At 67.8% G+C, this 26,410-nt stretch carries 26 protein-coding genes; 12 read left to right on the top strand and 14 right to left on the bottom strand.

Translation table 11 applies throughout. From position 1 onward, the window contains the following. The coding region (locus RJ03_RS20800) for an SbcC/MukB-like Walker B domain-containing protein (RefSeq protein WP_281032291.1) at positions 1 to 2,066 on the top strand (2,066 nt) is incomplete at its 5' end. Here the strand turns inward: RJ03_RS20800 and RJ03_RS20795 are convergent. The 6 genes from RJ03_RS20795 to RJ03_RS20775 all read right to left on the bottom strand — a co-directional run bounded on the left by RJ03_RS20795 (position 2,067) and on the right by RJ03_RS20775 (position 9,941). Then, on the bottom strand, positions 2,067 to 3,569 hold the full coding sequence (locus RJ03_RS20795) for a carboxylesterase/lipase family protein (RefSeq protein WP_036504969.1): 1,503 nt from the start codon (positions 3,567 to 3,569) through the stop codon (positions 2,067 to 2,069). Between the two features lie 88 nt (positions 3,570 to 3,657). Beyond that, positions 3,658 to 4,185: a methylated-DNA--[protein]-cysteine S-methyltransferase gene (locus RJ03_RS20790; RefSeq protein ID WP_036504967.1), complete on the bottom strand. Its 528-nt coding sequence runs from the start codon at positions 4,183 to 4,185 to the stop codon at positions 3,658 to 3,660. Further along, a complete protein-coding gene (locus RJ03_RS20785) occupies positions 4,182 to 5,822 on the bottom strand; it encodes an AlkA N-terminal domain-containing protein (protein WP_083871221.1) in 1,641 nt (546 codons plus the stop codon). Before RJ03_RS20785 ends, RJ03_RS20790 begins: the two co-directional genes overlap by 4 nt. Before the next feature lie 373 nt (positions 5,823 to 6,195). Then, the gene (locus RJ03_RS36175; RefSeq protein ID WP_086007291.1) at positions 6,196 to 6,375 is read right to left on the bottom strand and encodes a YbdD/YjiX family protein; all 180 of its coding nucleotides are present in this window, start codon (positions 6,373 to 6,375) and stop codon (positions 6,196 to 6,198) included. A gap of 110 nt (positions 6,376 to 6,485) precedes the next feature. After that, positions 6,486 to 8,780 (bottom strand): carbon starvation CstA family protein, encoded by a 2,295-nt coding sequence (locus RJ03_RS20780; protein ID WP_036504964.1) that lies wholly within the window; start codon positions 8,778 to 8,780, stop codon positions 6,486 to 6,488. A gap of 207 nt (positions 8,781 to 8,987) precedes the next feature. After that, the gene (locus tag RJ03_RS20775; protein ID WP_036504961.1) at positions 8,988 to 9,941 is read right to left on the bottom strand and encodes a helix-turn-helix transcriptional regulator; all 954 of its coding nucleotides are present in this window, start codon (positions 9,939 to 9,941) and stop codon (positions 8,988 to 8,990) included. 100 nt (positions 9,942 to 10,041) lie between these two features. Between RJ03_RS20775 and RJ03_RS20770 the strand changes: the two genes are divergently transcribed. After that, the gene (locus RJ03_RS20770; protein WP_036504959.1) at positions 10,042 to 10,656 is read left to right on the top strand and encodes a TIGR03086 family metal-binding protein; all 615 of its coding nucleotides are present in this window, start codon (positions 10,042 to 10,044) and stop codon (positions 10,654 to 10,656) included. A 97-nt stretch (positions 10,657 to 10,753) separates the two neighbouring features. On the opposite strand, the gene RJ03_RS20765 is transcribed toward RJ03_RS20770, so the two are convergent. Further along, the gene (locus RJ03_RS20765) at positions 10,754 to 10,993 is read right to left on the bottom strand and encodes a hypothetical protein (protein WP_036504958.1); all 240 of its coding nucleotides are present in this window, start codon (positions 10,991 to 10,993) and stop codon (positions 10,754 to 10,756) included. 66 nt (positions 10,994 to 11,059) lie between these two features. Next, complete coding sequence (locus RJ03_RS20760; protein WP_036504955.1) at positions 11,060 to 11,500, bottom strand: MarR family winged helix-turn-helix transcriptional regulator; 441 nt, start codon at positions 11,498 to 11,500, stop codon at positions 11,060 to 11,062. A gap of 100 nt (positions 11,501 to 11,600) precedes the next feature. On the opposite strand from RJ03_RS20760, the gene RJ03_RS20755 reads away from it, so the two are divergent. Next, a complete protein-coding gene (locus tag RJ03_RS20755) occupies positions 11,601 to 12,026 on the top strand; it encodes a GlcG/HbpS family heme-binding protein (RefSeq protein ID WP_245552343.1) in 426 nt (141 codons plus the stop codon). 74 nt (positions 12,027 to 12,100) lie between these two features. On the opposite strand, the gene RJ03_RS20750 is transcribed toward RJ03_RS20755, so the two are convergent. Next, positions 12,101 to 12,538, bottom strand: a complete 438-nt coding sequence (locus tag RJ03_RS20750) for a GlcG/HbpS family heme-binding protein (protein WP_174372329.1) — start codon at positions 12,536 to 12,538, stop codon at positions 12,101 to 12,103. A 435-nt stretch (positions 12,539 to 12,973) separates the two neighbouring features. Between RJ03_RS20750 and ychF the strand changes: the two genes are divergently transcribed. Continuing rightward, positions 12,974 to 14,053: a redox-regulated ATPase YchF gene (ychF, locus tag RJ03_RS20745; RefSeq protein WP_036504953.1), complete on the top strand. Its 1,080-nt coding sequence runs from the start codon at positions 12,974 to 12,976 to the stop codon at positions 14,051 to 14,053. A 146-nt stretch (positions 14,054 to 14,199) separates the two neighbouring features. Here ychF and RJ03_RS20740 read toward each other — a convergent pair whose 3' ends face one another. Beyond that, positions 14,200 to 15,279 carry a lipase family protein gene (locus RJ03_RS20740; RefSeq protein ID WP_232329470.1) on the bottom strand — a complete coding sequence of 360 codons (1,080 nt, stop codon included), beginning with the start codon at positions 15,277 to 15,279 and terminating at the stop codon, positions 14,200 to 14,202. A gap of 460 nt (positions 15,280 to 15,739) precedes the next feature. Between RJ03_RS20740 and RJ03_RS20735 the strand changes: the two genes are divergently transcribed. From RJ03_RS20735 to RJ03_RS20725, 3 genes are all read left to right on the top strand, one after another. After that, positions 15,740 to 16,582, top strand: a complete 843-nt coding sequence (locus RJ03_RS20735; RefSeq protein ID WP_036504950.1) for a helix-turn-helix domain-containing protein — start codon at positions 15,740 to 15,742, stop codon at positions 16,580 to 16,582. A gap of 72 nt (positions 16,583 to 16,654) precedes the next feature. Further along, positions 16,655 to 17,269, top strand: coding sequence for a dihydrofolate reductase family protein (locus RJ03_RS20730; protein ID WP_086007290.1), 615 nt, complete (start codon positions 16,655 to 16,657; stop codon positions 17,267 to 17,269). A gap of 417 nt (positions 17,270 to 17,686) precedes the next feature. After that, entirely contained in the window at positions 17,687 to 18,115 is a 429-nt protein-coding gene (locus tag RJ03_RS20725; protein ID WP_036504949.1) for a DoxX family protein, read from the top strand. 340 nt (positions 18,116 to 18,455) lie between these two features. On the opposite strand, the gene RJ03_RS20720 is transcribed toward RJ03_RS20725, so the two are convergent. Both RJ03_RS20720 and RJ03_RS20715 read right to left on the bottom strand, forming a co-directional pair. Further along, on the bottom strand, positions 18,456 to 20,129 hold the full coding sequence (locus tag RJ03_RS20720) for a pentapeptide repeat-containing protein (RefSeq protein ID WP_051024958.1): 1,674 nt from the start codon (positions 20,127 to 20,129) through the stop codon (positions 18,456 to 18,458). A gap of 70 nt (positions 20,130 to 20,199) precedes the next feature. Further along, entirely contained in the window at positions 20,200 to 21,102 is a 903-nt protein-coding gene (locus RJ03_RS20715; protein WP_036504948.1) for a LysR family transcriptional regulator, read from the bottom strand. A 131-nt stretch (positions 21,103 to 21,233) separates the two neighbouring features. On the opposite strand from RJ03_RS20715, the gene RJ03_RS20710 reads away from it, so the two are divergent. After that, the gene (locus tag RJ03_RS20710; RefSeq protein ID WP_036504946.1) at positions 21,234 to 21,545 is read left to right on the top strand and encodes an EthD family reductase; all 312 of its coding nucleotides are present in this window, start codon (positions 21,234 to 21,236) and stop codon (positions 21,543 to 21,545) included. Between the two features lie 66 nt (positions 21,546 to 21,611). Here RJ03_RS20710 and RJ03_RS20705 read toward each other — a convergent pair whose 3' ends face one another. Further along, entirely contained in the window at positions 21,612 to 22,427 is an 816-nt protein-coding gene (locus RJ03_RS20705) for an alpha/beta fold hydrolase (RefSeq protein ID WP_036504944.1), read from the bottom strand. A 239-nt stretch (positions 22,428 to 22,666) separates the two neighbouring features. Here RJ03_RS20705 and RJ03_RS20700 point away from each other — a divergent pair, with 239 nt between their 5' ends. Next, entirely contained in the window at positions 22,667 to 23,311 is a 645-nt protein-coding gene (locus RJ03_RS20700; protein WP_036504941.1) for a dihydrofolate reductase family protein, read from the top strand. 98 nt (positions 23,312 to 23,409) lie between these two features. Here RJ03_RS20700 and RJ03_RS37280 read toward each other — a convergent pair whose 3' ends face one another. Beyond that, entirely contained in the window at positions 23,410 to 23,610 is a 201-nt protein-coding gene (locus tag RJ03_RS37280) for a hypothetical protein (RefSeq protein WP_157122082.1), read from the bottom strand. 225 nt (positions 23,611 to 23,835) lie between these two features. On the opposite strand from RJ03_RS37280, the gene RJ03_RS20695 reads away from it, so the two are divergent. The 3 genes from RJ03_RS20695 to RJ03_RS20685 all read left to right on the top strand — a co-directional run bounded on the left by RJ03_RS20695 (position 23,836) and on the right by RJ03_RS20685 (position 26,404). Next, positions 23,836 to 24,165 (top strand): hypothetical protein, encoded by a 330-nt coding sequence (locus tag RJ03_RS20695; RefSeq protein ID WP_157122086.1) that lies wholly within the window; start codon positions 23,836 to 23,838, stop codon positions 24,163 to 24,165. A gap of 96 nt (positions 24,166 to 24,261) precedes the next feature. Next, positions 24,262 to 25,452 (top strand): NAD(P)/FAD-dependent oxidoreductase, encoded by a 1,191-nt coding sequence (locus tag RJ03_RS20690; protein ID WP_036504937.1) that lies wholly within the window; start codon positions 24,262 to 24,264, stop codon positions 25,450 to 25,452. 10 nt (positions 25,453 to 25,462) lie between these two features. After that, complete coding sequence (locus tag RJ03_RS20685) at positions 25,463 to 26,404, top strand: sigma-70 family RNA polymerase sigma factor (protein ID WP_036504936.1); 942 nt, start codon at positions 25,463 to 25,465, stop codon at positions 26,402 to 26,404. The last annotated feature ends 6 nt before the right edge of the window (positions 26,405 to 26,410 follow it).

Genomic DNA, 26,410 nt, shown 5'->3' with positions numbered 1-26,410 from the left:
CGCGCCCGGCGGGCGACAACCCGCGCCCGGCGGGCGACAACCCGCGCGCAGCGGGCGACAACCCGCGCGCAGCGGACGACACTGTGCACACCACGACTCCGCGCGGTATCGACGCCGCCGTCCAAAGGTGGTCGGCACATATCGGCTCCCTGGAAGAGGTCCGCGCCGACGCGGAGAACGCCGTCCGCCTGACCACCGAATTGGCCGGTCTACGAACGGAATACGCCGCCGCCGCGCGCGAACTGGAACAGCTGGCGCGGCGCAGGGAACAGTTGCCGCAGGCCATTCGCTCGGCCGAGGTGGCGCTGCGGGAGGCGGCGGATGCGCGGGCAGCCCTGCCGGGCTTGGAACGCGAATGCGAGCGCACGCGTGCCGCGGCGGAGGCGGCGGTCGAGCTGGTGGGCGCACGGAAGGAATTGTCCACGGCCACCGAGGCATTCGAGCGGGCCCGCGCCGCGCACGCCGATGCGCGCGAGCGCACCCTCGATATTCGCGAACGCCGTCTCGCCGGTATGGCGGCCGAGCTGGCGGGTGCGCTCGTCGAGGGCCAACCGTGCAGCGTCTGCGGTTCCGGCGATCATCCGGCCCCCGCCCGGCCCACCGCCGTCACCGTCGCGAAATCCGACGAGGACGCTGCGGTACAGGCGGAACGCGACGCCGAACAGCTCCGCGACCGCGCCCTCACCCGCCGCACGGAACTGGAACGGCGGATCGAACTGCTCGTGGAGCGCGGCGGCGACGGCGACCACACGGAACTGGCCGCCGCCGTGAACGCGGCGACCGAGGAGTTCCGGTCCGCGCAACAGCAGGCGAGCGCCGCCGCCGAACGCACCGCGGAGGTGGAGCGGCTGCGCACCGCCGAAACCGAACTACACACGCGCCTGCGGGAACTCGAAAGCCGAGGCAGCGCCGTCCAGGAACGCATTCTGTCCGCCGATCGGCGGCTGGCCGAACTCACCGAGCGAGTCCGGGTCGCCGCCGGCGCCGACGGCACGGTGGAGCGCCGCCGCGCCCGCCTGGAAGCGCTCATCGCCGACGCCACGGATCTGCTCACCGCCCGCACCGACGCCTCCGTCGCCGGCGATCAGTTCGCCGACCTCGCCCGCCGCGTCGACCACACGGCCCGCGCCGCCGACCTGCAGGTCGCCACCGAGCCGCAGCCGGAACGCTCGGCGTCCGACGCGCCCGACCACACGGTGCTCGCGGCCTACGCGAAGGTCGTCGCGGCCGCGACCCGGACCCCGCAGCAGCAGACCGAGATGGAGGCCGAGCTCGTCGCCGCCGACCGCCGCCGCGCCCACGCCGAAGCGGTTCTCGCCGAACCCGAGGTCCGGGCCGCGGCCGACGCCGAAGCGGTGAACCTCACCGAGGTCGAGGCGGCCGTGGCCGAGGCGCGCCGCGCGCTGGACGCGGCGGTCGCCACGCACGCCGAAAGCACCCGCCGCGTAGCCCAACTCGAGGAACTCGGCAGTCAGCTGTGGGCCGCGGCCGACCGCATCGCCCCGCTACAGCAGGCGCACACCGAACTCGAGGGGCTCGCCGATGTGGTCGCGGGACGCGGCGCCAACAACCGCCGTATGTCCCTGCGCTCCTATGTGCTCGCCGCGCGGCTGGAAGAGGTCGCGATCGCCGGTTCGGCACGCCTGCGGCGGATGTCGGGCGGTCGCTACGAATTCGTCCATTCCGACGCGGCCGGCCCGCGCGGCCGCCGCGGTGGTCTCGGCCTGGACATCCGCGACGACTACACCGGCGCCGTCCGTCCCGCGAAAACACTGTCCGGTGGTGAAACCTTCATGGCCTCGCTGTCACTGGCTCTCGGCCTCGCCGACGTGGTCGCGGCGGAATCCGGTGGCCTGGTCCTGGACACCCTGTTCATCGACGAGGGATTCGGCAGCCTCGACGCCGACACCCTCGACGCCGTGATGGGTGTGCTGGACGAATTGCGTTCGGGCGGAAGGGTGGTCGGGGTGGTCAGCCACGTCGACGAGATGCGCCAGCGCATCCCCAGCCGCCTCCATGTCATCCGGGAACCGACCGGCTCCCGGCTGCGTACGATCGTCGCCTGATCACTCGCGGCGCAACCGGCTGCCCGATTCGCGCAGTGCCCGCAGCTCCGCGGCGTGCGGATCCGGCACGGTGGTCGAGCTCGGGAAGTCGAATCTCCGCACCTGCCGGTCCGTTCCGAACGGCGCCCAACCCGGATCGCCGTGCGTCGCGAAATCGACCCAGGCCCGGTGGATTTCGTCGGCCAGAGGCTGCGGCGGGTTCGGTCCGGTCAGCGGATGTGCCTCGGTGAGTTTGTCGAAGACGAACGGAATCTCCAGCACATGGCAGGCACCGAGGTCGGGAACTCCACTGCGCCAGCCGAATTCGTACACGTGCGTCCGCGCACCGGCGGCGGTGTTGGCGGCCGCGATGCGCATCGAATCGTCGCGGAAGACCATATCGGTGATCACGGCCGCGAAGAGGTCGGCGGGTGTGGCCTGCGGCCGCTGCCCGGCATACACCTCCACCACGGCGGGGTCGACGCCGTAGCGCGCCAGCACCGGCCCCAGCGACTCGTCGGTGACCGTGGCCGCGATGCCGGTCGGAAAGGTGAAGAATCGGAATTCCTCGGCCGTCCAGCCGATGATCAACGGAACCGCGTGGCCGGTGGTGGCTTCCAGTACGTCGACGGGCCGGTCCTCGATGAGTTCGCCGTCGATCACCGGGAAGAAACTCAGAAGTCCGAGACCGTTGTCGATGATCGTGCGGCCCCATCGGTTCGGATCCGGATTGGTGATCAACTCCAGCGCCACCGCGTCCTGCGCGGTCCGCAGCCGGTCCGGCCCGAGTTCGCCGAAGGCCGCGGCCGTCGGCTCGATTCCCAAGGTGCGAGCGAGGTTTTCGGCGACCTTCACCGCGTCGCCGGCCTGGGCCACCGCGGAACCGTTGCCGCTCTGCACGATCGCGCGGTGGAACAGTCCGCGCGCCGGCGCGGCGGTCAGCAGGTCGACCACACTCATCCCGCCGGCCGATTCGCCGAAGACGGTCACTGTGTCGGGGTCGCCGCCGAACGCCGCGATATTGTCGCGCACCCAGCGCAACGCGAAGATCTGATCGTGCAGGCCGCGATTGAGCGGTGCGCCGGGTACGGCGGCGAAGCCGGAGATCCCGAGCCGATAGTTGATCGACACCACCACGACCCCGTCGCGGGCGAAGGTGCTGCCGTCGTACATGGTGCGGGCGTTGGAGCCGCGGGTGAAGGCACCGCCGTGAATCCACACCATGACCGGCAGACCGGATCCGCCGGCCTCGGGCGTCCACACGTTCAGATTCAGGTATTCGTCACCGGGCAATCCGTCGCTGCCGATCAGCGCGTGGATCGGCGCGGGATAGGGCGATTGCACACAGGTCGCGCCGTAGGTCAGCGCATCGCGCACGCCGTCCCAATCCGGGACCGGCCGCGGCAGATCGAATCGGGCCGGACCGACGGGCGCGGCCGCGTAGGGGATGCCGAGGAATGTGCTCACCCCGTTCTCGGTGATGCCGCGGACCTTGCCACCTGTGACCGACACGATCGTTTCCATGCAGAACTCCTTCGTCGTTCCGCATTCTGCCCGCCGGACCGACTGTTCGGCACGGGTTCGGTGCGCCGGATCGGGGCTAGGCGCGAGCTCAGCGCGTGAGCTGGGCCTTGTCCTCCGCCGCCCGCTCGTGGGCGAGCAGCCAGCGTTTACAGCCCAGTCCCCAGCGGAAACCGCCGAGCGATCCGTCCGTACGCAGGATCCGGTGGCACGGAACGAACAGCGCGGCCGCATTGCGCGCGCACGCGTTGGCGGCGGCGCGAATGGCCTCCGGGCGGCCGGACCGCAGCGCGAACGCGGTGTAGGTGATCGGCGCGCCGGCCGGTACCGCCCGCAGCACCGACCAGGCGTGTTCGAGGAACGGACCGGACACCTGCCGCACGGCCACTCCGTCGATGGCGTCCAGCTCGCCCTGGTGGTATCGCTCGACGGTGTCGGTGAGCTCGTCGAGGGCGTCGTAGCGGCGCAATGCGGCCGGCCTCAGTTGCGGATGGACGAGTCCGCGCAGACCCTCGGCATCGGAGGTCCAGCCGGAGGCGAGGACCGCGCCGTCGGCGTCGGCGATCACCGTGAACGGCCCGATCGGGGTCGGGACCGTCGCGTAATCCGCGGTGGTCATCGCCGCGCGCCCAGATAGGCCGTGCGACGGCCGGCATCGGCGGCAGCGGCTCCGGGACGGGCGACGTCGCCACGACGGTCGAGTGGTGCTCGGGCGGGCGCGGGCCGGGTGGCGTCGTCACGCCCGGCGGGGTATCCGCCGTTGCGTGCCGATGCCGCTCGCGCCGCCCCGGCCCCGGCCACCGCGGTGCGTTCGGAGAGCGCGCGCTTCCACAGATGCATCGACAGATACGACCGCCACGGTGCCCATCGCGACGTGTCGGTGAGATCGATCCCGTACTGGGCCGCGCCCTGCCGGACCACGAGATCGGTATGCAGCAGGATGTCCGGGTCGGCGAGCAGGCGCATTGTCACGTAGTCGGCCGTCCACGGGCCGACCCCGTCGATGGCGAGCAGATCGCGGCGTACGTCGGCGGCGGTACGGCCGGCGTGCAGTCGCAGGTCACCCGAGGCGAGCGCACGGGCGGCGCCCACGATCGAGGCGGTCCGCCGGGCCGGTCCGGTCAGCACGTCGGCGCCGCGTTCGGCGATGGCCTCGGCGGTGGGGAAGAGCCGCGGCATGGGGCCGTTGACGTTCTCACCCAGCGCGTCGACGAGGCGGGCGGTGTGCGTGGTCGCCGCCGACACCGAGATCTGCTGTCCGATCATGGTGCGCAGCAACAACTCCGAGCCGTCCAGGCAGCCGGGCACGCGGATGCCCGCGCCGATCGCCGGCGCGCCGGGCCCGAAACCCTCGGTGAGTGCGGCGTCGATTCCGACCGGATCGGCGTCCAGGTCGAGCAGATGCCGGATCCGCGCGACCGTCGGCGCCAGATCGCGCATATCGTGCAGCGCCAGGCTCGCGCGTACATGGCCGGGGTGGATGCTCGCGCGCACCGTGGCATGTCCGTGCGGGGTGCGCAGGCTGCGCGTGTAGACGCCGTCCTCCCAGCTCTCCAGACCGGGGACCGCATGTGCGGACAGGAACCATTCGAGCCAGCTCGCGTCGAGCGGTTCGCGATAGGGCAGGCGCAGGGTGAGGGCGCCGTTGGTGGCGGGCAGTGTGTCGCCGCGCAACCGACGCGCCTCCTCACGCAAGACGGTCGGGCTCACCACGAACACCTCGCGCACGGTGTCGTTGAACTGCCGGATGCTGGCGAAACCGGCCGCGAAGGCGATGTCGGACATGGGCATTCGCGTGGTCTGAATGAGCAGCCGGGCGGTGTGAGCGCGATGGGCGCGAGCCAGGGCGAGCGGACCGGCGCCGAGTTCGGCGGTGAGTACCCGGGTCAGTTGCCGCTGTGAATAGCCGAGTTTGTCGGCCAGGCCCGGGACGCCGCTGCGTTCGATCACTCCGTCGGCGATCAGCCGCATCGCCCGCGCGGCCAGATCGGCGCGGGTGTTCCACAGCGGTGAGCCGGGCGCGGCATCGGGCAGGCACCGGCGGCAGGCGCGAAATCCGCTCTGCTGCGCGGCGGCCGCGGTGGGGAGGAACGTGACATTCGTACGCTTCGGAGTGATAGCAGGACACGATGGCCGACAGTAGATTCCGGTGGTGCGCACCGCCGTGACGAATTGCCCGTCGAAACGGGCATCGCGGGTGGCCACCGCTCGATAACAGCGCTCGAAGTCCAGACCGTTCACACTCACGCAGTCCACCTTGTCAGCCCGAGGCCGCCTGCGCTAGCGGGAATCAGACAACTACCCCCGAGGGACAACGTTTCAGCGACATAGCTGTGTGCTATCAATAGTCGGGCGACTGAGAGCAGCTGCGTATAACCGCCGCAAAGGGCCTATTCCGCAGCGTCGCAAGGATTTCGGGTCGGCCGGAGTCGCCGGATGAGTTGTGCGGAGTTGGTCGCAGATCACACGCGAACGTTGCGGCCGGCGAATCCGCGGGCACTCGCGCGAACGGACCGGAACCGGCCCGCTTCGCTATCGGGCTCGACAGCCCGACGAGCCGGATGCGCGGGACCGCTCTCGGCTGCCACATCGATCGGCCAGGCCGCCACCGATCAGTGCCGCGGCGAGTTCAGCAACACCGGGTTCCGGGATTGCGATCGGCTGCGGCATGCCGCTCTCGCCAGTACTCCCGCTCGCTCGGAATCGGCCGATCGGGGTGCCGGCGGCGCAGATGTTCCACATATCGCCGATAGTCCTGGCCGCCGAGCACCGCGTTCAGATAGCGGGCTCCCGCCCTGACCGTACGCAGCAGCGCCCGGAGAACCGTGACGGTCCGCCGGTGTGTTCTCGCCGCGTCCGTAGCGGCGGACAGGGCCGACGCGGCCCCTGCCGCCGCGCCGGAACCCTCGAATTCGCTTGCTAGGAAGCCGGTTCCGGAGTCGACGCGTGGGCTGCTCCGGGGACCTTCACCGCTCCCGCGCGTTCCATTTCCTCCCATTCGCGCTGCACCTCCTTCTCGGCCTTGGTGGTGAGGAAGCCCGACGGCCCGAAGATCTTCGACGGCACTTCCGGAGTCTCGGTGGTGGCTCCACCACCGCGGCGCACCGCCTGAACGCACACGATCACACCGACCACGGCCACGATCAACACCAGCACCGCGAAGATGATCGACAGCGAGCCCTGGATGAACGTGTTGCGTACGACCTTGTCCATATCGGCCATGCTCTTGGCCGGCGCGAGCACCTTCCCGGCGTCCCGCGCGTCGCTGTAGATGCGGTGCTGGGTCCAGTAGCCGATGTTCTTGTCGCCGGAGAAGATCTTCTGCCACGAGGCCGTCATGGTGACGATGAGATCCCAGATCAGCGGCAGCGCCGGAATCCAGGCCCACTTCCACAACCCCTTCTTCATCACGATCACCAGCACCACCGTCAGCGCGACCGCGGCCAGCAGTTGGTTGGCGATGCCGAACAGCGGATACAGCGTGTAGATACCGCCGAGCGGATCGGTCACGCCCATCAGCAGCACCGAACCCCAGGCGGCGACCACGACGAAGGTGCACAGCCAGGCTCCGGGCCGCCAGGACGGATCCTTGAACTTGCGGGCCGGTCCGCCGAGGTTGCCGAGCGTGTCCGACAGCATGAAGCGTGCGACGCGGGTGCCGGCATCGATGGTGGTCAGAATGAACAGCGCCTCGAACATGATCGCGAAGTGGTACCAGAACGACTTCATCGCGGCGCCGCCGATGAAGTTGTGCATCACCTCGGCCATCCCGACGGCCAGGGTGGGCGCGCCGCCGGTGCGCGAGTAGATCGCCTGTTCACCCACATCGTGGGCGGCCTGGTTCAACTCGTTCGCGGTGATCGGTGTCCCGCCGAGTCCGAGGGCGTTCACCTTGTCCGCGGCGGCCTGCGCGCTGGTGAGGCCACCGGTGTTCATCGCGAAGTACAGATGCTGGTCGAGAATGCTGGCCGCGATGATCGCCATCACCGCGACGAACGACTCCATCAGCATGCCGCCGTAGCCGATCATCCGTGCCTGCGACTGCTTTTCGAGCAGTTTCGGCGTGGTGCCCGAGGACACCAGGGCGTGGAATCCGGAGAGCGCACCGCAGGCGATGGTGATGAACAGGAACGGGAAGAGGCTGCCCGCGAAAGCCGGACCCTTGGAGTTCCCGGCGAACTGGGAGACCGCGGGTGCGTGCAGCACCGGCATGGTGATCACCACGCCCAGCGCCAGTAGCACGATGGTGCCGACCTTCATGAACGTCGACAGATAGTCGCGCGGCGCCAGCAGCAGCCAGACCGGCAGCACCGACGCGATGAAGCCGTAGATGATCAGCATCCACGCGATGGTGGTGCCCGAGAGGGTGAACAGATCACGGCCCCAGCCGGATTCCGACACCCAGCGCCCGGAGACGATGGCCAGCAGCAACAGTACGAATCCGACGACGGAGATCTCGCCGACCTTGCCCGGCCGCACGTAGCGCAGGTACAGACCCATCAACAGCGCGATCGGAATCGTCATCGAAATCGAGAACACACCCCACGGACTGCCGCCGTGCAGTTGCCCGTCGGCGCCCTTGGTCGCGGCGAGCGCGTTGACCACCACGATGCCCAGCACGGCCAGCAGAATCACCATGATCACCAGCACCGCGATCAGCGCGGCGATACCGCCCACCACACCGAGTTCGTCGCGGGCCATCTGCCCGAGACTGCGGCCGCGGCGCTTCACCGAAGCCCACAGCACCAGATAGTCCTGGACGGCGCCCGCGAGCACGACACCGATCACGATCCACAGCGTGCCCGGCAGATACCCCATCTGCGCCGCGAGTACCGGCCCGACCAGAGGTCCGGCGCCGGCGATGGCGGCGAAATGATGGCCGAACAGGACCCGCCGGTCCATCGGCATGTAATCGGTGCCGTTCTCCAGTTCCTCTGCCGGAGTGGCGGTGTCGTCGCGCGGCTTGGTGATCTTCCATTCGATCAGCCGGGCGTAGAACTGGTAGGCGATGATGTAGGTGCACACCGCCGCGATGACGATCCATACCGCGTTGACGTTCTCGCCGCGGGCGACGGCGAGGATCGCCCAGGCGACCGCACCGAAGACGGCGACGGCCGCGAAGATCGCCTTCTTGGCGGGCGTGATCGGCCGGCGGTCGACGATCCCGACGGGAGGCAGCTCCGGCTCGGTTCGGAGGTATTCGATGGTCGCCATGCGAGCTACTCTCCCGTGCTGGTCTAGGTCCGATCGAAGAGGAGCTTCCGGCCGGACATCAGGTGGAACTGACTCAAGGTAGCGGAATCCCGCCGAATCGGGCGAGCCCTCCCTGGTATCCGCACCCCGTTCAGGAACTGTTCATCGGACCGGATCCCGGCCTCGAGGGTCGAACCGCAGGTGGTCGCGTGTCGGGCGGCCCGGCCATCATTCGGGCGGAACAGCCGACGAATAGCGCCGGCCCAGGGTCCGGATATGGTCCACGAGTTCCGGCGGTCCGTCGACGCGGAAGTCCATCATGAGCATGCTCAGGTAGATCGCGATCGTCTCCAGAGTGTCCGCGCCGGTGTACAACACACACGACTGTGCGTCGACGGGTTCCACCACGCCGACGGCCGGGTTGATGCGGGCGATCACCGTTTCGGCGGGCGCCAGTACCGTGATCCGGGCGTGGACACGCCAACCGGCCGTGGCGATTTCCCGCAGCACGAACGCCACGAGATCGTCGTCGGGCAGCGTACGGGCCGCGAAGTGCCGGGATCCGCTCGCGACGCGGTCGACGGAGGCCACGGGAAGCGCACGCCAGCAATGGGTTTCGAGATCGTAGGCGACGAGATACCACCGGCGTTGCCAGTTGATCAGCCGATACGGCTCGAGCAGTCCGCCGTCGACGGTCAGGACCCTGGTGCCGCGAATCGCTGACGCGATGGTGGCGAGAGTCTGTGCCGGCACGGGCGCATCGGGTTCGCGTGAGCCGGTCGTCGCGGGACCGATCTCGGTGGCGGTGCGCAACGCTGTCACCTTGCGCTGCAATCGAACCGGCAGAATCCGCTCCAATTTGGCGAGTGCCCGCGCCACGTTCTCGTCGATATCCGCGATCCCGGTGGACCCGTCCTCCGCGAGGCCGATCGCCACGGCCACCGCGACCGCCTCGTCATCGTCGAGCAGCAGCGGCGGCATCGTCTTGCCCTGGCCGATCCGATAGCCGCCGACCGCTCCGCGCTCGGCATGGACCGGATAGCCCAGTTCCCGCAGCCGGGCGATGTCCTGGCGCAGAGTCCGGTCGCTCACATCGAGGCGTTGCGCCAGCTCGCGCCCGGTATATGTGCGGTCCTGCAACAGCGACAGCAGGCGCAGCACCCGAGTTGTGGTGGACGTCACATCGAAGCCCTTTTCGGCGGCGGATTATTAGGAAGGAATCAAGCCTAATTGGTACATAGTCTGAGTTCAACGCCGAAAACGAAGAACGAAAGGCCATCCGATGAACGCCACCACCCTTGCCCCTGCCGCCGTCCTCGCCCCCGTCTGGCGTGAGGTCGTCGCCGACTCCTACCGTGCCCTCGCCGACGTGGTCGCCGGAATCGGCGCCGCTCAATGGGACCTGCCCACCCCGTGCTCGCAGTGGACCGTCACCCAGGTCGTCCAGCACGCCGCCGGTGATCAGCTCGCCTTCGCCGCCGCCCTCGGCGTGGGCGCCGGCCCCACCTACGACCCCTTCGCCCCCTCCGGCTCGCTCGACGGCACCGGCGTGGAGCTGATCTCCGCCGCCCTCGACCAGACCGCCACCGCCTGGGCCACCGTCACCGACGACGCCGAAACCGTCCCCACCCCGCTCCCGCACGGCGCCCTCCCGACCCCCGTCGCCGCCGTCATGGCCGCCCTCGACGCCGCCGTCCACGCCTGGGACATCGCGATCGCCACCGGCCGCCCCTCCCCGCTCACCGACACCCTGGCCACCCATCTCCTCACTGCCGCAACCGATCTGATCGAACCGCTGCGCCAGTGGGGTGCCTACGCGGCGGTGCTGAATGCCGAGCCCGGCGACACCCCCGCCGACACCCTCCTGCGCTACCTCGGCCGCAACCCGCGCCCCTGAGTCTGCTGGTTGTCCTCCGCGAGAACGGGTTTCGTGCCGACATGCGATGGCCGGCACGCCCCGTTCGGGCACTCTGTAAGGGATGCGGAAGGCGGATTCAGAAGGCGAGGGCAGACCAGGGCATCGTGGTATCGAAGGGGTGTCCGAAGGCAATTCCCGCCTCGTCGTCGTGGGTCCATTCGCCGACCAGCAGATAGTTGGCCGGTCGTAACGGCGTCACACCGTCCGGCCCTTCCCAGAGTTCGATCTGATCCGCCACGTCCGCCGGAAGCCGTTCCAGTTCCTCCCACGTCATGTATTCGGGGAGGTCGGGGCGGTCGATTCCGGGCAGGACCATGGCGCAATGGTAACTCGCAGACGGGAGGGACTGCCCTTGGTCGCCTTGCCTGCTCGGCCGGTTCTGCTAGCCGTTCCCGTGCCGGTCCAGCACGCGGGTCAGTAGGCGGACCAGGCGGTCGCGCTCTGCGGTTGTCAGTCCGTCGAATATCTCGTCCTGGGCGGTAGTCAATGCGGCGTCCAGATCGTGCAGTCGTCGTTCGCCGGCTGCGGTGAGGGTGATCAGGTTGCGGCGGCGGTCGTCCGGATCCGGTTTTCGCGCAACGTATTTCTGCGCCTCGAGCTCGGTCAGCATAGCGTGCATATCGCTGCGGTCGATGCGGCACCGCTGGCCGATCGCCACCTGGCTGGCGGCCCCGAACTCGTCGAGCGCGGCCAGAATCGCGAAGTGGTAGCCGCGGGCGCCGAACGCCGACAGGGCTTCTCCGATATGCCGCTGGGCGAGTGCCGCGGTCTTGCTGACCAGCCAGCTCGGTTTGCCGCGCAGGCGTGCGGGTGTGTCGTCCATGCGTGAAGTCTAGTGGATTCGTTGGACGGGCCAACGAATGTGGCGTAGCGTCGCCTGAGTGAACCGTTGGATCGCCCAACGATTATCGGAGGTGGAGAAGATGTGGCTCACGCTGGATGAAGCGCACGCCATCAGTGCTCGGATACGCTCTCGCGCTGCGGAATTGGATGTCAGGGTGACCGTGGCCGTCGTGGACGAGGGTGGGCACGTGCGAGTGCTGGATCGGATGGACGGTGCACCACCGCTCTCGGCCCGGATCGCTCCCGCGAAGGCGGCCGGCGTCGCCCTGTTCCATCGCGACGGCGGTGAACTGCAGCAGCTCCAGAATGCCTGGCCCGCCCTCTTCGACCGCATTGATCAGCTGGCGCCGACACCGATCGTGGCGGGCGCGGGCTCGCGGCTGATTCGTCGCGACGGTGTCGTACTCGGCGCGGTCGCGGTCAGTGGCGGGCGGCCCGAACAGGACGACGAATGCGCCGAGTTCGGGCTGGGTGTGCCGACTCGCCCGGCGCCCGGCCCGGTATAGCCGAGCGCCGTCTTTCGATCGCATCGTCCGATCTCCATGCTTCCGCGGCTACGAGAGCATGTCCGTGTGCCCGATCAGGCTGCGTGCGAACGGTTTTCGTGCCACCGCTGCACGGCGGCCTGCACGGCCTCCTCGTCCTGTGTCGCGTGCGCACCCGAGGCCCCGGCGGCCCCGAGAATCACACCGTTCTCGGTGACGAGCACCCCACCCGCGAAGGGGATGTAGTCGCCGTCGTAGAGATGCTGAATGCTGTCGACGATCTCGCCCGGCAACGGGAGTTGTCCCGACGGATGCAGCGTCAGGAGTGCGGTGCGCGCCTTGGCCACTGCGAGGCGACTCGTCATCGGCATCCCGCCGTCTGCCCGCCGCAGCGCGATCACCGCGCCGCTCACATCGGTCACCGCCACCGCCAGCGGCGGAAATCGGTGTTCGGAGGCGACCGTCAGGGCCGCGGTCACCAGCCAATCGGCATCGGCCAAGCCCAATCCGGGAAGTCGAGGGATCTGCGCCATGGGTCGACCTTAGCCGGGTGTCGTCGCGGTGTGCGGGCGGCGGTGTGGGACGCCTAATCCTTTGCGGCAGTGTATGTTTGTGCGCCGCGTCGCGGGGCCGTCCCGCCTTCCGGAGCAGGCCGAGACGTTGTTGTGGTCGGGAGTCTTCACCTCCGCACGAACGGTGCCGAGAGGCGCGCTCCTACCGCGATCCGCTCGCACGCCGCCGTGACACTCTCGCGTTTCTGGATGCGGCGATCGACAGCGCGGTCGCGTTGCCCGCCACCCGCGCACAGGTGGCAGAACGTCCGGGTATGGACGGGTGCGCACGGGCGTGGTGGCCGCGGCTTCGCCATCTGCGAGGCGCTCGGGTCCGCGGGTTCGGGTACTCCAAGCACTGGTCGCGACCTGGGCAGATTCGGTCGCCGAAGGTGCGCCGCGTAGACTCTTGCACTCGTGAGTCTCACCCTCGGTATCGTCGGCCTGCCCAACGTCGGAAAGTCGACGCTGTTCAACGCGCTGACCCGCAACGACGTGCTCGCGGCGAACTACCCCTTCGCCACCATCGAGCCGAACGTCGGCGTGGTGCCGCTGCCCGACCCGAGGCTGGACAAGCTCGCCGAGATCTTCGGCTCCGAGCGCATCGTCCCCGCGACGGTCTCCTTCGTCGACATCGCCGGCATCGTCAAGGGCGCCTCCGAGGGTGCGGGCCTGGGCAACAAGTTCCTCGCCAACATCCGCGAAGCCGACGCCATCTGCCAGGTGGTCCGCGTCTTCGCCGACGACGACGTGGTCCACGTCGACGGCAAGGTCGACCCCCTCAGCGATATCGAGGTCATCGAAACCGAGCTCATCCTCGCCGACCTGCAGACCCTGGAGAAGGCGGTCGTCCGCCTCGACAAGGAAGCCAAGGTCAAGAAGGACCGCAAGCCGGTAGCCGACGCCGCCAAGCAGGCCCAGGAATTCCTCAATGAGGGCAAGACCCTCTACGCGGTCCGCGACAAGATCGACGCCGACCTGCTGCGCGAACTGTCGCTGCTCACCACCAAGCCGTTCCTCTACGTCTTCAACGCCGACGAGTCGGTCCTCACCGACGAGGCCCGCGTCGCCGAACTGAAAGCCGCTGTCGCCCCGGCCGATGCGGTCTTCCTCGACGCCAAGGTAGAAGCTGAACTCCTGGAGCTGGACGCCGAATCCGCGCTGGAGCTCCTGGAATCCATCGGCCAAACCGAACCGGGCCTCCACGCCCTGGCCCGAGCCGGCTTCCACACCCTCGGCCTGCAGACCTACCTCACCGCCGGCCCGAAAGAAGCCCGCGCGTGGACCATCCACCAGGGCGACACCGCGCCCAAGGCGGCAGGCGTCATCCACACCGACTTCGAACGCGGCTTCATCAAGGCCGAAATCGTGGCCTACGACGATCTCGTCGAGGCCGGTTCCATGGCCGCCGCCAAATCCGCGGGCAAGGTGCGGATGGAAGGCAAGGACTACGTCATGCACGACGGGGATGTAGTCGAGTTCAGATTCAACGTATAGCGGATCAGCGTCTGCGAAGAAGTAGGCATCGAGGCAGTGACCTTGCTGGTCGGAGACTCTGACCGAGCTCCCTTCGGAGACCGGGAGGGAGCTCGGTTGTTCGGTCGAACTGTGTGGGCATCGCCCCGCGTAGTCCCGACCGCGCGCTAAGCACCACCGAGCGACATGGACGGCACCGTGCGGATCGAACAACCATCCGGCGCAGGCTGCCCCGCCAGACGGTCATCGATCCAACGCATGGCCGCGGGGATCGCAGCGACCTCGAGACTGGCGTGTTCGCTCATTTCGTCCCGTGTGTAGGTGATCGGCGCCCCCGTCGCGCACCAATTCGCCACCGTATGGTCGACCGGTGCGATGTTGACGATCTCGTCGTGCACGGCGTGATAGAGGAACAGCGGCACGGTCGGTGCCGTGATGCCGTCGATCTCGTCGAACGATGCCTGGAGTTGCTCGAGCACTTGCGAATACGGGATCGTCAGGTAGTCGTCCATGTGCAGGAACGCATGCTGTTCCACGTCCGGCACCGAGCATTCGTCGCCACCCGCAGCCATCAACGCTTTCCCGGCGGGCGTCAGATACATGTCGAAAACCGCCGCGATCCGCGGGTCGGCGCGCATCATGCCCGGCAGGAGCGACAGCAGGAAACCGGAGAACGGACCGCCGTCGAGCGACTGCAGGTACATGCTCATGGGCTCTGCCGCGCCGCCCGCCCCGCCGCCCCGGGCAACACCGACCAGTCGTAGTTCGGGAGCGTAGGTCGGTTGAACCTGCGCGATCCAAGCGCTGCCGTACGAGCCGCCGGAGTAGCCGACCGCGGCAACCGGAGTATCGGTGCCGGACAGGCCGAGTGGCGCGAAAGCCTCGGCTGCGCGCACTCCGTCGAGCGCGGTATAGCCCGGCTGGTTCGGGGTGAGCAGCGCCCCGTTCGCTCCCTCCCAATCGGGTACGGAAATCGCATGACCGGACGACAACATCTGGCCGATCTGAATGAAATCGAGCGAGGCGTCGTACTTGTGGTCCATCGGGACCGCTCCTTGCCGGAGCGCGAACGAGGGAGCGCACTCCGGGGCCGAGGCGTCTTCGGCAGCCTGATAGCTGATCAAGCCTTTGACCTGCCCCGTTCGTGGCCGCAGCACCGTTGTCACGGTCGTGATGGGCTGACCGGTGTTATCGGTCGTTCGATACAGCAACTGCCAGGCATCGGCGTCCTGCGCCTGCGGACCCATCGAGGCCACCTCGACGGGCCGCGAATTCAGCACGGTGCCCGGCGCCTGCGATTCCCAGCCCGACGGCGGGGTGTAGAACGGGTCGTTCTGCGGAATCGGGATCGGATCCGCACTACCGACCGCCACGGAAGTACCGGTAATGCACAACACGGCCGAAACCGCGATCAGAACCGAGCGCAGCTGACCGCGCTTGACCACTGAACACGCTGCGCCACAGGCTGATACGACACTGCCCGTCATTCGAACTTCCCTCCCCTGGAGGGAGCCGACTCCGGCGAATCCCCCTGAGGGCAGTCAGATTACATCCCCCGACCGGGCCGGATACCCGAACCGACGACGAAATCGCGCCGGTCGCGGCTGCCGCCCGATGCGCGGTCCCACCGTTTCCACCAGTGCCTGAACCTCTCGGGGCACACCAGTCGAACCGATCCGGGCGCCGTGGATGCACAACACTGAAGGTATGCGCTACGTAGGGCGGGTCCTCACCCCACCGCTGAGCCGGTTCATCGACGACATCTACTGTCTGTCCGGAGTGCCGCGCCATCGCCGCGTGCTCGTTCCCCCGATGCCTTCGGCGCATTTGTTCATCAACCTCGGCGATCCGGTCCGGCTGTCGGTGTGCGACCCTGCGGTGCCGCCCGCGACCTTGGTCGACGGATGGTTCATGGGCTTGTGGACCGAGCGCGTCCTGTTGGAGTATCCGGCCCATGTGCGACTGGTCGGAGTACATTTCAAGCCCTGGGGGCTCTCGGCCTTCACTGATGTTCCGGCGATCGAGCTGCGGGATCGCTATGTGCCCGTCGACGCGGTGTGGCAGCGCGCACTGGACCGCATCCGCAATCGGCTCGGCGAGACCGCCTCTCCTGTCGAGGCGCTCGACCTCGTCGAGCAGGAGCTGCGATCGCGCCTCGCGGAGAAACCGACGCAAACCCTCGACTTGGTCGCGCACGCGGGGGCGCGGCTGGAGCGGTCCTACGGTTCGGTGCCGGTCACCGCGCTCAGCGACGCTGCCGGGGTGAGCGGCAATCACCTGGCCGCGCAGTTCAAATCTCATGTCGGCGTCACACCGAAGCGAGTGGCGCGCATCTACAGATTCGCCCGGCTGATCCTGTCCGTCAATACGCGGGGCCCAATCGGCTGGACCGAATTCGCGCACGCTGCAGGCTATTTCGATCAGGCGCATGCGAGCAAGGAGTTCAAGGCCTTCACCGGCCACACCCCCACCGACTACTTGGCTCTGCGGCGCAGATTTCCCGCCCAGGACCGATTCCCACCGGATGCCGGACCCATGCCGGCCGAGTGATTTTTTACAAGCGTGCGCGCACGGGGTGCAGCAGAATCGGAAACCATTACCCGAGCGACCCGAGGAGACACCGTGAGCGCGGTGATCATGCACAATGTGATGTCGGTGGACGGCTTCATCGCCGATAAAAACGATGACGTCGGCCCGCTGCACGAGTGGTATTTCAGCGGTGACACCTTGATCACCGAACCTGCCGGCGATCAGGGTTTCGACCATTCCGGCACCGGAGCCGGATTCAAGGTCTCGCGCGCCTCCGCGGACTATGTCCGCGACATGTGGGCGTCCATCGGGACGATCGTCATGGGCCGCACACTGTTCGACCTGGTGAACGGCTGGGAAGGGCAGCCACCCGCCGGAGAGCACGTGGTCGTCGTCTCGCACCGCCCCAAACCGCAGGGCTGGCATCCGGAGGCCTCGTACCACTTCGCCGACAACGTCGCTTCCGCGATCGCCACCGCGCGCGAGCTCGCCGGTGACCGCACCGTCGCCGTCAACGCCGGACGGGTCGGCGGCGAGATCCTCGCCGCGGGCCTGGTCGACGAAGTCGCCATGGACGTGGTCCCCGTGGTCTTCGGATCCGGTAAACGCTTCTTCGGCGACATCGACGGCCAGCATCTGCTGGAGGACCCCCATGTGGTCATCCAGGGCGAGCGCGTGCTGCACCTGCGGTTCAAAGTCAGGAAATGACTTGTACGCCTTCCCGTTTGTCGGCGGTCCTCCGCATCGAGCCCAGCGAGCGGCTACAGATTCCGCGCAACCGGATCGTCGACCTCGAGGCTCGTACGCCCGCGGGGCCGTCTTGTGACGTCTGAACCGTGCTCTCGCCAGGGTGACACGAGCCGTCGGCCGGGCTGAATGGCAGCGGCTTCGTAATCGGCTGTGGAAGAAGGAGGGCAGCGCTTGCATCGCTGCTGGTAGCGCCTCTACTGAGGACCCCATCCGGTATTCGGGTGGGGCTCGGTCGTTTCGCCGGCGCGGTGCGATGGCCGACCTCGACGGCGGTGAAGATTCTTTCGACCGCGGCGATGAGTTTTCCGGACCGCCCCCGTCCCTACTGCTGAACGCGCCACCAACCCGGCGCGACCGACCCAGAAGGAACAAGAGATGACCGCCATCACCGCCACCCAGACCACCGCCGCCGTCCGCCCCGGCAAGATCCGCAACCGCGTCCTGTGGACCCTGCAGATCGTGCTCGGTCTGTTCTTCATCATCGCCTCCGGCGGCCCGAAGCTCGTCATCCCGCAGACCCTGGTGGAAAACAACGCCACCGCCTTCTCGATCCCGTTGGCGCTGCTGGTCTTCATCGGTCTCGCGGAGGTCGCGGGCGGGATCGGACTCATGGTGCCCCGCCTGACCGCGGCCGCCGCGATCGGCCTGGCGATCGTCACCTTCCTCGCCGCGGGCTTCAACGCGTTCCTGGCCGGCACCCCGGAATTGGCTCCCTTCCCCTTGGTGCTCACCGCGATCTTCGCCTGGATCGCCTACGAACGCCGGGCCTCGATCACCGCCCTGCGCGCGTTGATCAAGCGATGACCCACGCATAACGCCCGGCTACCGGCGGCACCCAGCCGCCGGTAGCCGCGTTGTGCGTTACGGGGACGGTCCGGTCGGGTTGGTCGGGCTGTCCCATCGCCGGTCGCGGGCGGACGTCCCCGGATCGGGCCGCCCACCCCACGACCCTCCGAATCACGTTCTGACAGCTGTTGTTTCGCGGCGGTCGGTGTGTGCCTCCGCCCGAGGGGCGAGCCTGTGCCGTGCACGGGCGAGTCCTCTTATCGATTTCAGTTCGGTGGCAATCTGGCGGCGTGGGTGAGCGCGAACAGGTCGGGCGTGGAGGCGGAACCAAAGCGATTCTCGAGAGGATTGCGGCCGGCTAATGTGCCGCGACAACGGGCGGCCAATCCTGCGGTTCGATATTGGTGGGCTTTCGACTGTGGTCCTGGCTCCAGTCGAATGCAGGTGTCGGAGGTCCCCACTGCCTCGGTTCATCGAACGAGATGGTGTCGCTACCGAAGTCGGCCTCGTCGAATCGGGTGTTGGCGGCGAAGGTCACACGGTCGAACCGCGCCTTGCCGGCGAAGGTCGCGCTGCCGAACCATGTATTGCCGGCGAAGGTCGCACGGTCGAATCGGGCGTCGCCGGCGAAGGTGGCGCCGCCGAATCCCGTGTCGCCGGAGAAGGTGGTGCCGCGAAATCCTGCGCCGCCGGCGAAGGTCGCGTCACCGAACTCGGCATTGCCGGAGAAGCTCGCCTCGCCGAACTCCGCGTCACCGGAAAAGGTCACGCTGTCGAATCCTGTGTTGCCGGAGAAGGTGGCGCCGCCGAATGCTGCGTCGCCGGCGAAGGACGCGTCGCCGAACCGGGCATTGCCGGACACGGTCACACCGTCGAACCGGGCGTCGCGGGCGAAGGTGGCGTTGCCGAACCGCGCGTTGCCGGAAAATGTTGCGCCGTCGAAATGGCCGTTGCCGGAGAAGATTACGCCATCGAACCGGGCGTTGCCGGCGAAGGTCGTCCCACCGAAATGGGCGTCGCCGGCGAAGGTCGCGCCGCCGAACCGGGAGTCGGCGGAGAAGTTCGCACCGGCGAACGAGGCGTTCTCGGCGAAGGTTGCCTTGTCGAACCGGGAGTTTCCGGAGAGAGTCGCGCCTTCGAAATGGGCGCTGCCGGAGAATGTCGCACCGTCGAAATGGCCGTTGCCAGAGAAGGTTACGTCGTCGAACCATGCGTTGCCGGAGAACGTTGCGCCGTCGAATTCGGCATTGCCGGCGAAGGTCGCGCTACCGAGCCGGGCGTCGCCCGAAAAGATCGCGCCGCCGAACCGAGCAGCACCCGAGAACTGCGCACGGCTGAAATCGACGTTCTCCAGATAGGCCGTGCGGAAGTCGAAATCGGCTGTTGACCAGCTGTATGCGGCGTTGGGCCGAAGGTGGTCGCTAATGACACGGACGATGGTCGCCCGGACTTCTCGGTCATTGTGTCGATATTCGTGGTGGTGTTCCCGGTCGTCGGCGCGGGTGTTGTCCGCCGTCGCGCGGTGCTGTTTGACGACCAGTTTGCTCTGGTGGTTGGCACCGAGCTCCGGGCTGTAGGGCAAGCGGAGGTATCCGCACAGCACGTCGATGCATTGCTGGCGGCGCGGGCCGTCGGATCCATCGGCGACACCGGCCATCGCGTAGACCCCGGCGATTCGGACCGCGACATCTGTCGCGCCGAGTTGGGCGGCTGCGGCGCCGAAGCGTTCGACGAACCGGCTCTGTTCCAGATCGCGTTGACGCCGGTAGGCGATGACGAGGGCGACCACGCCGCCGACACCGGCGACGACGGTCAATGCGACACGAGTGATATCGATTTCGGCGGCTTGCTTGGTCGCATCGACGGGGGTGATCCAGCGTAGGAATCCGTAGGCCGCGAAGGCGACAGCCAGTCCGGCGAGCAGCGCCGCGGTGACCGCGGGGAACAGCTGTATTCGTCCCGCCCGGCGGCTGAACGCCGCGCGCGATTCCTTGGTCAAGGCTGCGCGCAGCGCGGTCGGTCTCCTGGTCACTGCACGATTCTGCTCGATACCGGAGGTAAGCGCCATCGACCGTAGGCAAACCGCCGGACCTGCCGCGCGTTCAGTCCGGCAGCCAGTGCAGCTCGTGTGCAAGGGTTTTGGCGACGGTACGGATGCGCCGGTGTAGTGGTGACTGCACGCGCGGAAGGACGAGGTGGATGGTCAAGGTGGGTGCGCCCCGCAGCGGTCGCCACGTGAGACCGGCCGGTTGTGTCGTGACCGCGACTTCACCGGCCGGAGCGAGGGTGAGCCCGTCGCGTAGGTCGCGCTGCGACATGTCGAAAGAGACTGTGGGCGTGTGGAATCGGGGGCTCGGCCGGGTGTCGTGGAACAGCGCGGACAGCTGATCGTGGATCACGGGGTTGGCGGCACGGTCGGGGAGTCGCAGCGGATACGCGGCCGCATCGGCGATCTCGATCTCGGGGTGTGCGGCCAGCGGATGATGCTGTGCCAGTTGGACCCCGACGCGCTCACGCCGCAGCAGGAATCGGCGCACGCCACGACCCGGCTGTTCACCGCGGGTGATCCCCGCATCGATGCGGCCGTCGGCGACCGCGGAGGTGATCTCCGGTGTCGCCATCGGGACCGCGCCGACCTCGAGTCCCGGGCTGCTGCGAATGAGCTCGTCCACCAAGGCCGGCGCCGTCTCGGCACCCGTGCTGAGGCTGAAACCGATGCGCAGCGTGCCCAGTTCACCAGCCCCTGCTTTCCGGGCGGTGTCCCACGCCCGGTCCAGCGCCGCCAGCGCGGGCGGCGCGGACTCCGCCAAAGCCGCACCGGCCGTGGTCAATACGACACTGCGCGTGGTGCGAACCAGCAGGCTCGTACCCAGTTCCGCCTCCAATCGGCGCATCCGGGCACTGAGGGCGGGCTGCGCGATACCGATCCGTGCGGCCGCGCGGGTAAAGTTCAATTCCTGCGCCAGCACCAGAAAATACCGCAGGCTCACCGTATCCGGCGCCACGTGCCCTCCCTGCCGATTGATAACGATCTGTTCTGAGTCTATCGCGCCCCGGTCTTTCCCTCGCCCACACTTCAAGCCCTAACCTGCGCATATGACGATTCGATCGACCGCGGTATATGCAGGAGGCAGTTATGCATAAGTTGGTAGTCCTGTATCCCGAGCCCGCCGACCCTGACCACTTCCGCGACTACTACGTGTCCAATCACCTTCCGCTGGTCACGAAGTGGCCCGGCCTGCTCGGGTGGCGCTACAGCTTCGACGTGGCGGCGACCAACGGAGAAGCGCCGTATTTCGCGGTCTTCGAAGCCGACTTCGCTGACGCCGCCGCCCTGGCCGCGATGCGGGCGTCGTCGTACGGCCGTCGGGCGGCCGCCGATGTCGTCAACTACGCCACCGGCGGTGTGGTCGTCATCGACTATCCGGTGCGGGAGGGCGTCATCTGAGGCAGGACCGCCGAGTGCGGCGCCGGCGCGCGGGATGCCGTTGCGTGCAAAGGAGTTCGGTACCGCTCAGCTCTCCTTGTACTCGAGGAGGCCGACGATCTCCCGGACCGCGTCGGCGACCGCGGGGGAATCCTTGCGCAGGATCTTGCCGTGGTCACTGGCGACTCTCGCGCTGACCTTCAGGTTCGGGTTCCGCTCCAGGTACGGGTCGAGGGTGCGGCGCATCTGCTCCAGCTCACCGCCCTTGTCGTAGACGGTCTCGGCCGAGGCGGCCACGTACCGGACCGGGCGGTTCATGCTGTCGAGGATGGGGCCGAGGGCGGCATGGAGCTCATGGGCCTCGATCTGGATCTCGGCATGCTGGTCGGCGCTCATACGCGCGGCCAGGCCCATCGGGGCGACCAGCGGTAGCAGCAATCGCATGCGGCGAAACGTCTTGCGGAGTCGTTCCCGGCCGGCTTCGTCGGTCCAGCCGGACGGGTACGGCCCGTCCACCCCGACCACTCCCAGGGCCCGGTCCGGGTGGCGGTCGGCCCAGTGCACCCCCAGCAACGCGCCGTAGGACCAGCCCACCAGCAGCGGCTGATGCACTCCCCGTGCGTCGAGGACCGCGTCGATATCGCGCAGACACGCCTCGAAGGAATAGTCCTCGGATCGCTTCGACTTACCGCGGGCGCGTTCGTCGAAGGTGATGTGCCGGTAGCCGGGACCGAGGTCGGCGATGACCCGCTGCCAGTGCCGCTGACTGGCATAGGAGCCGTTCAGATAGACGATCGGCCGGCCGGAGCCGCCGGTGTCGCTCACGGCCAGCGCGGTGTCGTCGACGGGCACCATGCCGGTCCAGGTCGAGTCTGCCGAGTGCGAAGTGAAGTTGCCGGACATTGTTTTCCTTTCGGTGATGCGCAAGGGAAGGCTGGTCCCTCCGCGTTTCTGCGCTGTTGTTCGGTTACTTTCGCCGGGTCGGCTGTCACGGCGCTGACATCGCCCTGACATGGCCACTGATAGGGCGTTTCGCCTGATCGCAGAGATTTACGCGGCGAAATGACCTCGCAACTGATTGCAACACAAGAGCAGTGTCGGTACCGTCAACTGGTTGCGCATTGCAATCGGAAAGGGCGTCGATGTCACAGTTGGTTCGTGTGCAGAACTTCAACCTCTCCAGCGACGGCTACGGGGCCGGGGAAGGGCAGAGTCTGGAACGGCCTTTCGGGCAGGCCGATCCGAGCGCGCTGTTCGCCTGGTGTGGCCCCACGGCGCACTGGCCCACCCGTACCGAGCCGGGTGGAACCTACGGCCTCGACGATTACTTCACTCGTGACTATCGCAACAACATCGGCGCGGAGATCATGGGGCGCAACAAATTCGGTCCGCAGCGCGGGCCGTGGGAGAACTACGAGTGGCAGGGGTGGTGGGGTGACGAACCGCCGTTTCGTACGCCGGTATTCGTTCTCACCCACTATCCGCGGCCCTCTATCGTGCTGGGGGACACCACGTTTCATTTCGTCGATGCGTCTCCGAAAGAGGCTCTGGAGATGGCTTTCGAAGCCGCCGACGGCTCGGACGTGCGTATCGGCGGTGGCGTCTCCACCATCCGCGATTTCCTCGACGCGGATCTCATCGATCAGATGCACATCGCCGTCGCGCCGGTCGAACTGGGCGGCGGCGAAAAATTGTGGACCAGTCCGGACGAACTCACGGACCGCTTTCACTTGGAGCGGGTGCCGAGTCCGAGTGGTGTGACGCACCATCTGTTCTGGCGTCGCTGAGGGCAGAGCCCCTGAACTTTCCGTGCAAACCTCCGCGAAATTGCGCGAAAACCGCATGAAGCGACGAGGTTTGCACGATTAGTTCAGGCACCAAGTGGTTAGAAGTCCATGCCACCGAGCCCGCGGGGCGAGGATTCGGGTTCGCCGGGTTGCTTACCGCCGGTCGGGTCGCTCGTGGTCGAGTGGTGTTCGGCGGCGAGATCGGTGTTCGGTTCGCGGCGGGGATGGTGGACCATCGCCCAGGCCGAATGTGCCGCGGCCGATATTCGATGCCCCAGTTGGGTCGCGATTCCTGACATCGGACTACTCCTCATCGGACGACTGTTCTTGTCTCGCGCGTACCCGGTGCCGGCCAGAGCATGCCCCATCTGCGCGTCCGTGAGGACCCGACCGGGCCGAAGGCCATCTCCATAGCGGGACATCAGAGGACGTTCTGCCCTTGGTCCGGCCCAGCGAAGCGGCAACGCTGGACAGCGACAACCGGGATCCTGCCGAGGATCGCACCGCTTCGAGAGGGCATGAATATGAAACCGTTGTCGGAATCACTGATGGATCTCGCGGTCCGGGTGAAGCAGTTCGAAGACTCCTCCGCCGGGGCTCGGGACAAGAGCCGTGCCGCATTGCAGGCTCGGCGGGAAAAGCTGACCGCGACTCTCGAACATGAGGGGCACGAGTTCGAGAAGACCGCGGCGGAACTTCGGGATGCCGCGCAGAGCTGGTGGTCGGACACCCAGGAAGCGATCGAACGTCAGATATCGGTGATGCGCGCGGACTTCGAGAAGTGGCAGGCGAGCATCAAGGCGCAGCGTGCCGGACGACCCGCCGAGCTCGCGGAACCGGCGAACAAGGGCTGATCGATCCTCGACGGTGACCCACATCACCATTCGTTCCTGTCAGGAATTCGCGCCCTGTCTCGTTCAGGGAGCACGTGAACCAGACAGGAGCGAACCATGAAGCACCGCATCGTCGTTCTCGGGGCCGGATATGCCGGAGCCTTCTCCGCCGGATACCTGGCCCGCCAACTGCATCCGGACGACTTCGAGATCACGGTCGTCAATGCCGAACCCGATTTCGTCGAGCGGTTGCGGCTGCATCAGCTCGCCGCCGGGCAGGAGTTGCGCCATCGGCCGCTGGCCGAGGTGTTCGCGGGTACGGGCGTCCGATTGCGAGTGGCACGGGTCACCGCGGTCGACGTCGAGGACCGGACGGTGGCGGTTGCCGACGGTGACGGCATCGACCGACTCGGATACGACACCCTCGTCTACGCGCTCGGCAGCACCGCCGCCGATCAGGGTGTTCCCGGCGTCCACGAGCATGCCTTCCACGTGGCCGCGCGACCGTCCGCGCTGCGCCTGCGCACCCGCCTCGACGAGTTGGGCGGAGACGGGAAGGTGCTGGTCGTCGGCGGAAACCTGACCGCGATCGAGGCTGCCACCGAATTCGCCGAATCTCGCCCGGGGCTTCGCGTCGGTCTCGTCACCAGCGGTGACCTGGGCGGCTGGCTGGGCGTGAAAGCTCGACGGCATCTGCTGCGCGCGTTCGAGCGATTCGATATCTCGGTGCACGAACACACCACGATCGGGTCCGTCCAGGAGGACGCCGCGGTCGCCACCGACGGCGCCGTTTTCGCCTCCGACGCGACCGTGTGGGCCGCGGGGTTCGCCGTGCACCCGATTGCCGCCGCGAGCGGCCTCGAGGTGATCGCCAACGGTCAGATCACCGTCGACCGTCAGATGCGGTCGGTCTCGCATCCGGATGTCTACGTCGCCGGTGACAGTGTCTTCGTCATCGGCGAGAACGGCCGGCCGTTGCCGATGTCCTGTGCGTCGGCCGGATTCACCGCTATGCAGGCGACCGCGGCGATCATCGGAGACCGGACCGGGCGCAAGATATCGACGACCTCGCTGTCGTATGTCGGCAACCACATCAGCCTCGGCCGCAAGGACGGGATCTTCCAGTTGGTCGACGGCGACGCGCACGCGAAGTCGTGGGCCCTGTGCGGACGGACGGCCGCACGCGTCAAGTCGACGATTCTCGACACCGCCGCCTGGACCCTGAGCCATCCGACCTTCGGAAAGCCGAGTCACAAGTACCGCGCGGCCGCCGCCCTCGAGCATTCTCCGCGCGTGGTCGCCGCATAGGGTCGTGCTCATGGATACCGCCACCGTGGCGCGTTTCGAGGCCAGCCGGAGTCGGCTGGCCTCGCTCGCCTACCGTCTACTCGGCTCGGCCGCCGACGCCGAGGACACGGTGCAGGAGGCGTTCCTGCGGTGGCAGGCCGCCGACCGGGAGTTCGTCGAGGTGCCCGAGGCGTGGTTGACCAAGGTCGTCACCAACCTGGCGCTCGACCGCCTGCGGTCGGCAACGGTGTGGCGCGAACGCGCGGTCGGCGCCTGGATGCCCGAACCGCTCCTCGACGGCGATCCGATGCTGGGCCCGGCCGAGACCGTCGAGCAGCGCGAATCGGTGACCTTGGCGGTGCTCACGCTCATGGAGCGCCTGTCGCCGATCGAACGCGCCGTTTACGTACTGCGCGAAGCGTTTTCGTACAGCCACGCTGAGACGGCCGGCATCCTCGACATCACCGAATCGGCGAGTCAGCAATATCTCCATCGGGCGCGGCGCCGAATCGCCACCGCCGGCGCGACGACCGAGACCGACCGCGCATCCGCGCGCCGGATCGTCGAGGCGTTCGTCGCCGCTGCCTCCTCGGGCCGGACCGAACGGCTGGTGGCGTTGCTGACCGCCGACGCCACCGGCGTCTCCGACGGCGCCGGCCTGGGATGGGCCGCGAAACTCATCCGGTACACGACGCCGGAGCGGATCGCCGGCGCGGTGCGGGCCGGCTTCAAACCCTCTCCGGCCAAGCGCAAACTCGCCGGTGGCTCGCCGGCCATCCATGCCGCCGTGGTCAACGGCTGCCCGGCCATGCTCGCCACGCTCGACGATCGCGTCGTGGGTGTGCTGATCCTGGAGGTCCGCGACGACAAGATCGCGGGCGTGCGCGGCATCGCCGCCCGGCACCGGCTCGGCCGCCTCACCGAGGAATGGCAGCGGCAGGACCACGATGTCCCGCTGATCGAATCGTGGTAACCGTGC

The organism is Nocardia aobensis NBRC 100429 (genome assembly GCF_000308375.1).
GTDB lineage: Bacteria > Actinomycetota > Actinomycetes > Mycobacteriales > Mycobacteriaceae > Nocardia > Nocardia aobensis.
The sequence above is the reverse complement of the archived record's forward strand: the minus strand, read 5'-3'. Positions and strand labels throughout refer to the sequence as shown.

What these genes read in the sequence shown, in the direction of transcription:
- RJ03_RS20725 (WP_036504949.1), top strand. Translation starts at nt 17,687, where the DNA reads ATGACCGCCATCACCGCCACCCAGACCACCGCCGCCGTCCGCCCCGGC.
- RJ03_RS20760 (WP_036504955.1), bottom strand. Translation starts at nt 11,500, where the DNA reads ATGGACGACACACCCGCACGCCTGCGCGGCAAACCGAGCTGGCTGGTC.
- RJ03_RS20735 (WP_036504950.1), top strand. Translation starts at nt 15,740, where the DNA reads ATGCGCTACGTAGGGCGGGTCCTCACCCCACCGCTGAGCCGGTTCATC.
- RJ03_RS20770 (WP_036504959.1), top strand. Translation starts at nt 10,042, where the DNA reads ATGAACGCCACCACCCTTGCCCCTGCCGCCGTCCTCGCCCCCGTCTGG.
- RJ03_RS20690 (WP_036504937.1), top strand. Translation starts at nt 24,262, where the DNA reads ATGAAGCACCGCATCGTCGTTCTCGGGGCCGGATATGCCGGAGCCTTC.
- RJ03_RS20685 (WP_036504936.1), top strand. Translation starts at nt 25,463, where the DNA reads ATGGATACCGCCACCGTGGCGCGTTTCGAGGCCAGCCGGAGTCGGCTG.
- RJ03_RS20700 (WP_036504941.1), top strand. Translation starts at nt 22,667, where the DNA reads ATGTCACAGTTGGTTCGTGTGCAGAACTTCAACCTCTCCAGCGACGGC.
- RJ03_RS20765 (WP_036504958.1), bottom strand. Translation starts at nt 10,993, where the DNA reads ATGGTCCTGCCCGGAATCGACCGCCCCGACCTCCCCGAATACATGACG.
- RJ03_RS20755 (WP_245552343.1), top strand. Translation starts at nt 11,601, where the DNA reads ATGTGGCTCACGCTGGATGAAGCGCACGCCATCAGTGCTCGGATACGC.
- RJ03_RS20710 (WP_036504946.1), top strand. Translation starts at nt 21,234, where the DNA reads ATGCATAAGTTGGTAGTCCTGTATCCCGAGCCCGCCGACCCTGACCAC.
- RJ03_RS20705 (WP_036504944.1), bottom strand. Translation starts at nt 22,427, where the DNA reads ATGTCCGGCAACTTCACTTCGCACTCGGCAGACTCGACCTGGACCGGC.
- RJ03_RS20695 (WP_157122086.1), top strand. Translation starts at nt 23,836, where the DNA reads ATGAAACCGTTGTCGGAATCACTGATGGATCTCGCGGTCCGGGTGAAG.
- RJ03_RS20740 (WP_232329470.1), bottom strand. Translation starts at nt 15,279, where the DNA reads ATGGGTCCGCAGGCGCAGGACGCCGATGCCTGGCAGTTGCTGTATCGA.
- RJ03_RS37280 (WP_157122082.1), bottom strand. Translation starts at nt 23,610, where the DNA reads ATGTCAGGAATCGCGACCCAACTGGGGCATCGAATATCGGCCGCGGCA.
- RJ03_RS20750 (WP_174372329.1), bottom strand. Translation starts at nt 12,538, where the DNA reads ATGGCGCAGATCCCTCGACTTCCCGGATTGGGCTTGGCCGATGCCGAT.
- RJ03_RS20790 (WP_036504967.1), bottom strand. Translation starts at nt 4,185, where the DNA reads ATGACCACCGCGGATTACGCGACGGTCCCGACCCCGATCGGGCCGTTC.
- RJ03_RS20795 (WP_036504969.1), bottom strand. Translation starts at nt 3,569, where the DNA reads ATGGAAACGATCGTGTCGGTCACAGGTGGCAAGGTCCGCGGCATCACC.
- RJ03_RS20780 (WP_036504964.1), bottom strand. Translation starts at nt 8,780, where the DNA reads ATGGCGACCATCGAATACCTCCGAACCGAGCCGGAGCTGCCTCCCGTC.